The 10657-nt window shown below is 69.8% G+C and carries 12 protein-coding genes and 1 pseudogene; 3 read left to right on the top strand and 10 right to left on the bottom strand.

The window, feature by feature from the left end; translation table 11 throughout:
- Positions 1-402: pseudogene (locus tag AC3EGR_RS25500) on the top strand (hypothetical protein); the annotation flags it as partial.
- Between the two features lie 16 nt (positions 403-418).
- Here the strand turns inward: AC3EGR_RS25500 and AC3EGR_RS25505 are convergent.
- From AC3EGR_RS25505 to AC3EGR_RS25535, 7 genes are all read right to left on the bottom strand, one after another.
- Positions 419-967 carry an NUDIX hydrolase gene (locus AC3EGR_RS25505; RefSeq protein WP_488549336.1) on the bottom strand — a complete coding sequence of 183 codons (549 nt, stop codon included), beginning with the start codon at positions 965-967 and terminating at the stop codon, positions 419-421.
- 62 nt (positions 968-1029) lie between these two features.
- Positions 1030-2082, bottom strand: coding sequence for a TRAP transporter substrate-binding protein (locus tag AC3EGR_RS25510; protein ID WP_488549337.1), 1053 nt, complete (start codon positions 2080-2082; stop codon positions 1030-1032).
- 80 nt (positions 2083-2162) lie between these two features.
- Positions 2163-3479 carry a TRAP transporter large permease gene (locus AC3EGR_RS25515; protein WP_488549338.1) on the bottom strand — a complete coding sequence of 439 codons (1317 nt, stop codon included), beginning with the start codon at positions 3477-3479 and terminating at the stop codon, positions 2163-2165.
- On the bottom strand, positions 3476-3952 hold the full coding sequence (locus AC3EGR_RS25520) for a TRAP transporter small permease (protein WP_488549339.1): 477 nt from the start codon (positions 3950-3952) through the stop codon (positions 3476-3478). The genes AC3EGR_RS25515 and AC3EGR_RS25520 overlap by 4 nt, the downstream gene beginning before the upstream one ends.
- 108 nt (positions 3953-4060) lie before the next feature.
- A complete protein-coding gene (locus AC3EGR_RS25525; RefSeq protein WP_488549340.1) occupies positions 4061-4762 on the bottom strand; it encodes a fumarylacetoacetate hydrolase family protein in 702 nt (233 codons plus the stop codon).
- Positions 4759-5814 carry a gentisate 1,2-dioxygenase gene (gtdA, locus tag AC3EGR_RS25530; protein WP_488549341.1) on the bottom strand — a complete coding sequence of 352 codons (1056 nt, stop codon included), beginning with the start codon at positions 5812-5814 and terminating at the stop codon, positions 4759-4761. The genes AC3EGR_RS25525 and gtdA overlap by 4 nt, the downstream gene beginning before the upstream one ends.
- Before the next feature lie 10 nt (positions 5815-5824).
- Entirely contained in the window at positions 5825-7168 is a 1344-nt protein-coding gene (locus AC3EGR_RS25535) for an FAD-dependent oxidoreductase (protein ID WP_488549342.1), read from the bottom strand.
- Positions 7169-7238: 70 nt separating this feature from the next.
- On the opposite strand from AC3EGR_RS25535, the gene AC3EGR_RS25540 reads away from it, so the two are divergent.
- Positions 7239-7691 carry a MarR family winged helix-turn-helix transcriptional regulator gene (locus tag AC3EGR_RS25540; RefSeq protein WP_488549343.1) on the top strand — a complete coding sequence of 151 codons (453 nt, stop codon included), beginning with the start codon at positions 7239-7241 and terminating at the stop codon, positions 7689-7691.
- Here AC3EGR_RS25540 and AC3EGR_RS25545 read toward each other — a convergent pair.
- Positions 7688-7996 carry an antibiotic biosynthesis monooxygenase family protein gene (locus AC3EGR_RS25545; protein ID WP_488549344.1) on the bottom strand — a complete coding sequence of 103 codons (309 nt, stop codon included), beginning with the start codon at positions 7994-7996 and terminating at the stop codon, positions 7688-7690. The genes AC3EGR_RS25540 and AC3EGR_RS25545 overlap by 4 nt on opposite strands.
- 130 nt (positions 7997-8126) lie before the next feature.
- Here AC3EGR_RS25545 and AC3EGR_RS25550 point away from each other — a divergent pair, with 130 nt between their 5' ends.
- Positions 8127-8777: a YiaD family glycine zipper/OmpA-like lipoprotein gene (locus AC3EGR_RS25550; RefSeq protein WP_488549345.1), complete on the top strand. Its 651-nt coding sequence runs from the start codon at positions 8127-8129 to the stop codon at positions 8775-8777.
- 21 nt (positions 8778-8798) lie between these two features.
- Here the strand turns inward: AC3EGR_RS25550 and AC3EGR_RS25555 are convergent, their stop codons facing one another.
- Positions 8799-9122 (bottom strand): 2Fe-2S iron-sulfur cluster-binding protein, encoded by a 324-nt coding sequence (locus AC3EGR_RS25555; protein ID WP_488549346.1) that lies wholly within the window; start codon positions 9120-9122, stop codon positions 8799-8801.
- Entirely contained in the window at positions 9123-10601 is a 1479-nt protein-coding gene (locus tag AC3EGR_RS25560; protein WP_488549347.1) for a glutamine synthetase family protein, read from the bottom strand.
- Positions 10602-10657 lie beyond the last annotated feature (56 nt).

Consider the following 10657-nt stretch of genomic DNA (forward strand, 5'->3'; position numbering starts at 1 on the left):
GCGGCGGCCGCCAATCCCCCCGACACGCCCATGCCGGCGAGCGCGCCGACGGCCAAGGTCGTCGGGGCGGCGCCCGCCCGCAAGGCCGCCAGCCAGCCGCTGCGTCTTGCCAAGGCCGCGCCTGTGCCGGTCGCACCCGAGCCCACCCGCGCGGCGAGCCCGGCGGCGGCGCCCCGCGCCGAACCCGACACCCCGTCAGCGAAGGTGCAGCCGTCCGTGGTGGCCAGCAATACCGGCCTGGCGGCGGTGGACCAGTGCCGCGACAAGTTCCTCTTCTCCAAGGAAGCCTGCCTGTCGGAGAACTGCGCCCGGCCGGGTGCCCGCAACCATCCGATGTGCCAGAAGCACCGCGAGGAAGTGCGCCTGCGCGAGGACGGCAAGATCCGTCAGGGGCCGCAGTAGGCCCTGGGCCGCAGCTTCAGAGGACGTCCATCGTGTGCACGCCGAAGTGGCCGCGTGCACGGTCCTCGAAGAAGCGCAGCAGCGTCTCCCGGACGGTGCGAAAGGCGATCTCTTCCCACGGGATCTCGTCCTGGCGGAACAGACGCGCTTCGATGGTCTCGAACCCCGGGTCGAACACGTCGCTCAGGAGCCGGGCGCGGTAGAACAGGTGCACCTGCCCCACGCGCGGCACGCTCAGGACGGTGAAGAGCCCTTCCAGTTCGATCTGCGCGCCGGCTTCCTCGTGCGTCTCGCGCATCGCGCCTTCCGCGGTGGTCTCGTCCAGTTCCATGAATCCCGCGGGCAGCGTCCACTTGCCCCAGCGCGGCTCGATGTTGCGCTTGCACAGGAGGACGCGGTCGTCCAGCCAGGGCACGGTGCCGACCACGTTGAGCGGGTTCTCGTAGTGGATCGTGTCGCAGGCCGGGCAGACCGCGCGCTGGTGGGTGTCGCCGTCGTCGGGCAGGCGGTAGACGACGGCGGCGCCGCAGTTGCGGCAATGCTTGATGGGACTGCGCAGGGTCACGGACGAAGTAAGGGGCTCCGGCGGAGCCCCTGGACTGGCATGGATGGCCCCAGTTTACGCGCTCAGGCCCGGGTGGTCTTGGTGTGCTTGTCGATCAGGGCGCGGGCGGAATCGAGCAGCTTGCGGCCGTCGTGGCCGCGCTTGTTCATGTCCTCGACCCACTGCACCTCGATCTCGCGGGAGCGGCGGCGGAACTCCTGCGCCTCGCCGGCGCTGACCTTGAAGATGGTGTTGCCGCGGTCGCTGGCCGCCTTGCGCCCGGCGGCGTCGCCCGCCTGCTGCACCTTGCCCAGCCAGCCCGAGGTGGCCATGCCGGAGTTGGCGTCGATGATCTTCTTCAGCTCCGGCGACAGGCTGCCGTACTTCGCCTTGTTCATCGCCATCACGAAGGTGGTGGTGTAGAGCGAACCGCCCGCGGGGTCGAACTCCGCGGTGTACTTGGTGAGCTCGTGCACCTTGACCGAGGGCACGACCTCCCACGGGATCACGCAGCCGTTGATGGTGCCCTTGGACAGGGCGTCGGGGATCTGCGGCAAGGGCATGCCCACCGGCGTGGCGCCCAGCGCGCCCACCAGCTTGGTCACCTGGCGCGTCGGTGCGCGCAGCTTCAGCCCGCGCATGTCGGCCACGGTGTGCACCGGCTTGTCGGCCGTGTGGATGCAGCCCGGCCCGTGCACGTGCAGGGCGATGACCTGCGTGTCCTTGAATTCGTCGGGGGCGAGCGTCTGCACGTACTCCCAGTAGGCCTTGGACGTGGCCTCCGCATTGCTCATCATGAAGGGCAGCTCGAACACCTCGACGCGCGGGAAGCGCCCGGTGGTGTTGCCGGGCAAGGTCCAGACGATGTCGACGACGCCGTCGCGGGCCTGGTCGTACAGCTGCACGGGCGTGCCCCCCAGCTGCATGGCCGGGTAGGCCTCGAACTTGATGCGGCCGCCCGAGTCCTTCTCGACCTTGTCCATCCAGGCCTTGTGCATGTTCAGCCAGACGTTGGAAGTGGGCGCCATGAAGGTGTGGAACTTCAGGGTCACCGCCTGCTGCGCGATGCCGGCGAGGGCGGAGCCGCCGAGCGCGGCGGCGGCGCCGGAGCGGAGGATCGTTCTGCGTTGGATCATTCTGGGACTCCTGGGAGGTGCAACAACTTAACGCAAGCGCCGTGCGCCCGGCTTGCGGGCTTTCCCTGCCGCCCGGGGTCCTAGCCCACGTACTTGACCAGCCACAGCGAGATCGATGGGAACAAAAGCAGCACGATGGTGCGGATGGTGTCGCTCACCAGGAAGGGCATCACACCGCGGTAGCTTTCCCGGATGGGGATGTCGCGCGCCATGCCGTTGACCACGTACACGTTCAGGCCCACCGGCGGCGCGAGCAGGCCGAAACCGACCGTCATCAAGACCATGATGCCGAACCAGATGGCGGTGGACTCCTTGGACATGCCGAAGTCCAGCGACATCACCATGGGGAAGAAGATGGGGATGGTCAGCAGGATCATGGACAGTTCGTCCATCACCGCGCCGAGCACGACGTAGAACAGCAGGATGGCCGCGACCACCGCCACCGGCGACAGGCCCCAGCTTCCCACCAGGCCCGCGAGTTGCCCGGGCACCTGCGTGAGCGCCAGCGCCGCGTTCATGACGTCGGCGCCGATGAAGATCATGAAGATCATCGCCGAGCCTTCGGCCGTGGCGTAGAAGCAGTGCTTGAACTTCTGCCAGCTCATCTCGCCCTTGAGCAGCGCCGCGACGAAGGTGGCGGCTGCGCCGACCGCCGCGCCCTCCGTGGGCGTGAAGAAGCCGCCGTAGATGCCGCCGAACACCACGCCGAAGATCAGCGCGATGGGAATCACGCCCGTGAGCGTCTGCAAGGTCATGCGCGTGGCCTGCTCGCGCTCGGGCGCGTGGCCGGGCACGACGCGCACGTAGATCGCGATGGCGATCATGTAGCCGACCATCGCGATCAGACCGGGAATCATCGCCGCCGCGAACAGCTTGGCGATGTTCTGCTCCGCCAGGATCGCGTAGATCACCAGCGGCACCGAAGGCGGGATCAGGATGCCCAGCGTGCCGCCGGCGGCCAGCGTGCCGGTGGCCAGGCGGCCCGAATAGCCATGGCGCTTGAGTTCCGGCAGCGCCACCGAGGTGATGGTCGCCGCCGTCGCGACCGAGGAGCCGCAGATCGCGCCGAAGGCGGCGCAGGCCATCACCGCCGCCATGGCCAGGCCGCCGCGGAAGCGCGACATCACCGCGCTGGCGAAGCCGAACAGCGCCTTGGAGATGCCGCCCTGGGTGGCGAAGTGCCCCATGAGGATGAACAGCGGGATCACCGACAGGTCGTAGCTGGCGAAGCGTGCGAAGGTCTGCGCGTTCAGGAAGCTCTCCAGCGGTGCCAGGCCCGACTGCAGGACGTAGCCGACGCAGCCGGCGACGAACATCGAGATGGCGATCGGGGTGCGGATCGCCATCAGCACCAGCATGATCCCGAAGATGAGGCCGGTCAGGGCGAGCGGACTCATTCCGCGATCTCCTCGCCGAAACCGAAGACGCCCTGCCAGATGCCGATCACGGCCGTCAGCACCAGGGGCGGCACCATGCAGGCATACACGATCCACTCGGGGAAGCCGAGCATCATCGTCGTGGAGTGCGCGCGCCAGGAGCTCAGGCCGCCGACGGCGGCGCGCCAGGCGAGCAGGGCCACCGACAGTCCCAGCAGCAGCGCGCCGAAGCGATCCAGCAGCGCATTGGCGCGCGCGCTGGCCTTGGCCGTGAAGAAGTCGACGATGATGTTCCCGCGCCGCGCCTGGCACCAGGGCAGGAAGAGGGCGATCGCCGCGCCGGCCGCCACGCCCGTGAGTTCGAAGTCGCCCACCAGCGTGGTGCCGGTGGTGTTGCGCCCGAGCAGGCTGGCGCAGGTCATGAGGGTGATGCCGGTCAGGAGGAAGCCGGCGAGGATGGCGCAGAACTTGGCCAGGGATTCCAGGACGCGCAAACGGGACTCCTCATTCTTCGTGCTGTTCGAGGACCGGCGCGGCAAGCGCGCGGCGGCTGCCGCGCGATCATAGTGGCCGGCGTTGCGCCGGCCACAGGGGACAAACGATCAGGCCGCCTGGACCTTCACCGAGATGCCGGTGAGGCCGCCCACGCCGCCCACCAGCGTGTCGCCGGCCACCACCGCGGCGACGCCTTCGGGCGTGCCCGTGTAGATCAGGTCGCCCGGCGCCAGGTCCCAGGCGGTGGAGATGTGCTCGATGACCTCGCCGATGTTCCAGATCAACTTGGACACGCTGCTGCGCTGGCGGTCCTTGCCGTTCACCTGCACCCAGATTTCCGCGTTGTCGATGTCGCCGGCCTGCGCGGCGGGCGTGATCGGGCCGATCGGGGCGGACTCCTCGAAGGACTTGCCGATCTCCCAGGGGCGACCGAGCTTCTTCTGCTCGCCCTGCAGGTCGCGGCGCGTCATGTCCAGCCCGACGGCGTAGCCGAAGACGTGCTTTTTCGCGTCGGCGGCCTTGATGTTCTTGCCGCCGGTGCCGATGCACGCCACCAGTTCGATCTCGTGGTGCAGGTCCTTGGTCAGGCTCGGGTAGCGGATGGTGGCGGTTTCGCCGGCCGGCACCACCACGATCGCATCCGCCGGCTTGAAGAAGAAGAACGGCGCTTCGCGGCCGGTGAAACCCATCTCCTTGGCATGCTCCACGTAGTTGCGGCCCACGCAGTAGATGCGCCGCACCGGGAAGCGCTCGGCCCGGCCCACCACGGGGACGCTGACCTGGGGCGCGGGGTTGAAGACGTAGCTCATGACAACCTTTCTTCGTTGTGGATGCCCAGCGCCTCGTGCACCGGGCGGTCGGAAAAACTGAACAGGACGCAGCCGCTGCGCGATGCGAGGCGCGCAGTGTGCCATGAGGGCACCACGAAATGATCGCGCGGCCCGAAGGCGTAGCGCCACTCGCGCCCGCCGTGGGCCAGCACGACTTCGCCTTCGCCCTCGACCACGCTGAACACCGCGCCGTCGGTCTGGCGCCAGCCCTTGCCCGCGAAGCCCGCGGGCAGGCGCTGCAGGAAGGTGCCGATGGTGGGCATGGTCCAGCCGCCGGTGAGCGGGTTCACGTAGCGCAGCTTGAAACCGTCCCAGTCGTCGATGGGCGCGTGGCGCTCCAGGCCGTCGAGCGCTTCGCGGCTGCGTTCGTAGGGATAGCTGAAGACCGGCGACGTCTTGCCGAAAGGCGGGTCATGCCGCACCGGGACCATGTTCTGCCCGTAGCGGGCGAAGCTGGTGCCTTCGGGGCGCGTGACCTGCTGCGAGCGCTCGGGACTGTTCTGCGCGAAGCCCGCGTCGAAGAAGCGCAGCATGGGGATGTCCAGGCCATCGAGCCAGACCACCGGCCCATCCGCTTCGTGGCCGTGGTCGTGCCAGGTCCAGCTGGGCGTGATGATGAAGTCGCCGGGCTTCATGGTGCTGCGCTCGCCATCCACGGCGGTGTAGGCGCCCGAACCTTCCACGATGAAGCGCAGGGCGCTCTGCGTGTGGCGGTGGCTGGGGGCGACCTCGCCCGGCAGGATCAGCTGCAGGCCCGCGTACAGCGACTGCGTGATGCAGGACTGGCCGCGCAACTTGGGGTTCTCCAGGATCAGCACGCGGCGTACCGCTTCCTCTGCCGTGATCGCATCGCCCGCCCGCAGGAGGAAGGGACGCACCTCCTCGTACTTCCAGAACGCCGGTTCGCATGGCGTGTTCGGCTGCGGCGGCACCAGCGCATGCAGCACCTCCCACAAGGGCGTGAGGTTGTGGCGGTCCATGTCGCGGTACAGCTGTTCGCGGACCTGCGCGGTCGGGATCGGTGCGTTCATGGAGGTTCCTTTACCAGCTGCGGCCCAGGTAGGCGCCATTGTGTTCCAGGGCGTCCTGCAGGGCCGCCACGTCGACCTGTGCGTTGGCCGTGCCGGCCTTCAGCGCGAGGTCGGCGGCCAGGCCCGCGGCCTCGCCCATGACGAAGCAGGCGCCGGTCACGCGCGCCGCGGACTGCGCCTCGTGGCTCATGGAGGCACAGCGCCCGGCCACCCAGACGTTGTCCACGCCCTGCGGCACGGTCATGCGGTAGGGCAGGTGGTTGAAACCGCGGCTTTGCGGGATCTTCGGCCAGCGGAACTCCACGTCGCCCTTGAGGTGCAGCTCCAGCGGCCAGCCGTTGACGCCGACCGTGTCCGCGAAGCTGGCGCAGTCCAGCACGTCGGACTCTGTCAGTTCGTAGAGGCCGCGCACGCGGCGCGTTTCGCGGATGCCCACCTGGGGCGCGATGTCGGAGATATAGCTCTGCTCGAAGCCGGGCACCTCGCGCAGGAAGCCGGCGACCGAGGCGATCTGCCGGCGGCCCAGCACCTCCGCCTCCGACAGCTCGCGGGCGTCCGTGCCGTCCATGGCGTTGCCTTCGCTGTTGGCGAGCTGCGTGAGGTTGGCACGCCATTCGATGCCGCTTTTCTGCGGCCGGATGATCGGCGTCTTGCGCGGGAAGGTGTAGCGGCCTTCGGACTCGGCCTGCAGCATCAGGCCGGGGATCACCTCCCATGCCTTGCCGGCGCGCTGCGCGTCGACGCCGTTGATGCGGAACATGGTCGAGGGATAGAGCATGTTGCCCTGGCCGTCCCCGAGCGCGTACGGCACACCCGCCCAGGCGGCGAGGTCGCCGTCGCCCGAGGCGTCGATGAAGGTCCGGCCGACGACCGCGTAGCGGCCGGACTTGGTCTCGACGAGCAGCGCCTGCACGCGGCGCTCCCCGTCCATGACCACGCCCGCGGCCAGCGCGTGGAACAGGATCTCGACGTTCGCGGACAGCAGCAGGTCGTCGGCGGCGATCTTGTACGCGGCGGTGTCGTAGGCCTGGGCCACGGTCTTGCCGAAGAGGGCGTGCGGCTCGTTGAGACCGCCCAGGCGGGCGATGCGCTCCAGCAGGGCGTCGGCCACGCCGTGCACCACTTGGCGGATCTCGCCGTGCACGTTGGCATGCAGGCCGCAGAAGTTGGTCACGCCGGCGGCCGTGCCCATGCCGCCGAGGAAGCCGTAGCGCTCCACCAGCAGGGTCTTGCGGCCGCCGCGCGCGGCCGCCACGGCCGCGGCCATGCCGGCCGGGCCGCCGCCGAGGACGACCACTTCGTATTCGCCCCAGACCGGGGTCTGGCGCGCGGGTTCGGTGAGGGTGCGGGTCATGGAGGAATGATAAGCGTACATATCGATTGGCCTTGGCGCAAGCGCAGCGGCCGTCGCTACACTGCACCGTATGGCGAAGAGCTACGACTTCCGGCGTGCGCCCGGCCACCTGATCCGGCGGGCCCACCAGGTTTCCTGGGCACTGTTCATGGAGGAAACCTCGGGCTTCGACGTGACGCCCGTGCAGTTCGCGATCCTCAGCGCGCTGCTGGAGGATCCCGGCGAGGACCAGGTGACGCTGGCACGCAAGGTCGCCTTCGATCCCGCGACCTTCGGTTCGGTGATCGCGCGGCTGGAGGGGCGGGGCTGGGTCCGCCGCGTGCCCGACACCGCCGACCGGCGCCGCAAGCTGCTGTGGGTCACGCCGGAAGGCGCGGAGCTGGCGGTGAAGATGCGCCGGGCGGTCGGCAAGGTGCAGCAGCGCATCCTGGAGCCGCTGGCGCCGGCGGAGCGGGAGCAGCTCGTGGCGCTGCTGGACCGGCTGGTCGCCGGCCACGAGGACGAGCCGGCGCTGGACGTCTAGCGCCCGTCGCTCTTGGCCACCAGCGTGAAGTGCTCCACCACCGGCGGCTGCGCGAAGAAGGGGCCGACGAGCGCGCGCCACTCGGTGAACGCCGGGCTGCCGCGGAAGCCCACCGTGTGGTCCTCCAGCGTGTCCCAGAACACCTGCAGGATGTAGCGCTCGGGCGACTCGATGCCCTTGTTGACCTTGTAGCCCTGGCAGCCCCTGGCGCCGGCGATGACGGTGCTCGCGCCGCGCGCGATGGCCTGCTCGAAGGCGGCCTGCTGGCCGGGCTGGATGCGGATGTCGGCGATCTCCAGGATCATTGGCTTCTCCTCTGGCGGAGCCGCAGTCTAGCCGTAAGCGATGGCAACAACTTCGCCGTCGCGCAGCGAACGGGCGGTCCGGTCCCGAAGTCCTCTTAACCTTGTGGCTTTCCACGGGAAGGACTGCACCATGAAGAAGATCATCGCGGCGTTGGGCGCCACGGCACTGTTGACGGCGGGCTGCGCGGACATGAATTCCGGCCAGCCCATGAGCAGCACGAGCAAGAACACCCTGATCGGCGCCGGGGTCGGCGCGGTGGCCGGGGGCCTGATCGGTGGCGACGCCAAGGGTGCGGCCATCGGCGGCGTCGTGGGCGCGGCCGGCGGCTACGGCTGGTCCAAGTACATGGAGAACAAGAAGTCGCAGATGCAGCAGGCCACGGTCGGCAGCGGCGTGCAGGTCACGCAGACGCCGGACAACCAGCTCAAGCTCGAAGTGCCCAGCGACATCTCCTTCGACTCGGGCCGCGCCGACATCAATCCGCGCCTGCGCCCCATCCTCGACCAGTTCGCGAACGGCCTGGGCGGGCAGCAGAACACGGAGGTGCGCGTGATCGGCCACACCGACAACACCGGCAGCGACCAGCTCAACGACCGCCTCTCGCTCGAGCGGGCGCAGTCGGTGAAGAACTACCTGGTCACGCGCGGCGTGAACGCCGGGGCCGTCCAGGTCGCGGGCCGGGGCGAGCGGGAACCCGTCGCGGACAACGGCAGCGAGGCCGGGCGCGCCAAGAACCGCCGCGTCGAGATCTTCCTGGGCGAGCGCGTCGCGCAGCACTAGCGGACTGCGCCGCCGGCTGGATCAGTACTGCGTCGTGGGCAGGTCGACGGCCAGCCCCTCCAGTGCGCTCGTCAGCGCGATCTGGCAACTCAGGCGGCTGGTGGGCCGGCGCTCGGCGGCGGCGAATTCCAGCATGGCGCGTTCGTCGTCCTGCGGCGCCGGCAGCCGGCTGGCGAAGGGCTCGCGCACGTAGACGTGGCAGGTGGCGCAGGTGAGCATGCCGCCGCAATCCGCGGCGATCCAGGGCACGTCCGCGGCGACGGCTGCCTGCATGAGGCTCTGGCCCGCGCGCGCCTTCAGCGTGGTCTCGACCCCGTCCGGGGCCACCAGGTGGATCGTGATCATTCAGGAACGGGCGAAGTATTCGCGGCGCTGGAATTCCTCGGGGTCCTCGGCGGCGGCGAAGCGCTGCTGCTCGGACTGCTTGATGCGGCTGAAGTAGGCCGTGAAGTCGCGGCCGAAGGCATTGCCCAGCACGGTATCGGCTTCGAGTGCGGCCAGCGCCTCGCCCAGGCTGGTGGGCAGGCTTTCGCCGCTGCCGGCGTAAGGTGCGTTCGTCGCCCGCGGTGCCTTCAGCCGGCGTGCGATCCCGTCCAGCCCTGCGTGCACCTGGGAGGCGAAGTACAGGTAGGGGTTGGCCGCGGGCTCGCCGATGCGGTTCTCGATCCGCGTCGCCGGGTCGCCGCTGCCGCCGATCACGCGCAGCATGGCCCCGCGGTTGTCGCGGCCCCAGAGCACCGACTGCGGCGCGAGCGCGTTCGGGCGGAAGCGGCCGAAGCCGTTCGCGGTGGGCGTGCAGAAGACCGCCATGCCGCGTGCGTGCTCCAGCAACCCGGCCAGGTAGTGCTCGCCCGCGTCGGACAGCGTGTGCGCGGCATCGTCCGCATCGGTTCCGGGCGCAGGCGCCTCGCGCATGAAGGCGTTGCGGCCGCTGCCTGCCTCGCACAGCGACTGGTGCAAGTGCCACCCGCTGGACATGATGTTGGGAAAGGGCGGCCGGCACATGAAGGTGGCGTGGTAGCCCGCGCGCCGCAGCGCCATCTTCACCGCATTGCGGAACAGCACCATGTTGTCGGCCGCGGTGAGCGCGTCGGTCGCCTCGAACACCGCTTCCACCTGGCTGGGGCCCAGCTCGATCTCCAGCGACAGCAGCGGCAGGCCGAGCGACTGCGCGGTGTGCTGCACGATGCGCAGCGGCTCCTCGGCCAGGTCGAACCAGCCTTCGGCCAGGAGGTTGTAGCCCGGGTGCACCAGGTCCACGGCGGGCGCCGGGCCGGGCCAGGCGGCCCGCATCGGGTCGAGCGCCGGCTGCGCGTCGCGCAGCTTGTAGATGTGGAACTCGACCTCCAGCCCGCAGCGCAAGGTGTAGCCCGCATCGGCGAGCTTCGCCAGTGCGCGCTGCAGGACGCGCCGCGTGTCCAGTTCGACCGGCGTGCCGTCCTCGAACCAGGCCTGCGCGCGCAGCCAGCCGGTGGCGCCGGCCCAGGGCAGCTGGCGGAAGCTGTCGGGGTCGGCCAGCAGCACCAGGTTGTTGGCGAATCCGAAGCCGGGCAGGGTGGCCGTCCCGCCCGGCTCGAAGACGTTGAAGGCCGTGCGGTCCGAGGTGTCCTTGAGCATCAGCGTGCTCACCATGCCCACCCCTTCGTGCAGGGCGCGCTCGGCCGCCGCAGCGACCAGGGTCTTGCCGCGCAGCACGCCGTGCAGGTCGCACCAGGAAAAGCGCACCAGCTCGATGCCCTGTTCCGACAGGCGCCGGGCCAGGCGCGCCACCGCCTGCTCGCGCGCGGCGTCGTGCAGCCCGGTGCGCCGCGCGAAGCTGCTCACGCCGAGCGCGCCTCGGCGGCGGCGAGCGCGCCGCGGCCCCAGGGCGCGCCGGCGCG

Source organism: Ramlibacter sp. G4-7 (assembly GCF_057784995.1).

Excerpts from the sequence above, each read along its gene's own strand:
- AC3EGR_RS25515 (WP_488549338.1), bottom strand. The coding sequence starts at position 3,479 with ATGAGTCCGCTCGCCCTGACCGGCCTCATCTTCGGGATCATGCTGGTG.
- AC3EGR_RS25535 (WP_488549342.1), bottom strand. The coding sequence starts at position 7,168 with ATGACCCGCACCCTCACCGAACCCGCGCGCCAGACCCCGGTCTGGGGC.
- AC3EGR_RS25510 (WP_488549337.1), bottom strand. The coding sequence starts at position 2,082 with ATGATCCAACGCAGAACGATCCTCCGCTCCGGCGCCGCCGCCGCGCTC.
- AC3EGR_RS25525 (WP_488549340.1), bottom strand. The coding sequence starts at position 4,762 with ATGAGCTACGTCTTCAACCCCGCGCCCCAGGTCAGCGTCCCCGTGGTG.
- gtdA (WP_488549341.1), bottom strand. The coding sequence starts at position 5,814 with ATGAACGCACCGATCCCGACCGCGCAGGTCCGCGAACAGCTGTACCGC.
- AC3EGR_RS25555 (WP_488549346.1), bottom strand. The coding sequence starts at position 9,122 with ATGATCACGATCCACCTGGTGGCCCCGGACGGGGTCGAGACCACGCTG.
- AC3EGR_RS25545 (WP_488549344.1), bottom strand. The coding sequence starts at position 7,996 with ATGATCCTGGAGATCGCCGACATCCGCATCCAGCCCGGCCAGCAGGCC.
- AC3EGR_RS25550 (WP_488549345.1), top strand. The coding sequence starts at position 8,127 with ATGAAGAAGATCATCGCGGCGTTGGGCGCCACGGCACTGTTGACGGCG.
- AC3EGR_RS25540 (WP_488549343.1), top strand. The coding sequence starts at position 7,239 with ATGGCGAAGAGCTACGACTTCCGGCGTGCGCCCGGCCACCTGATCCGG.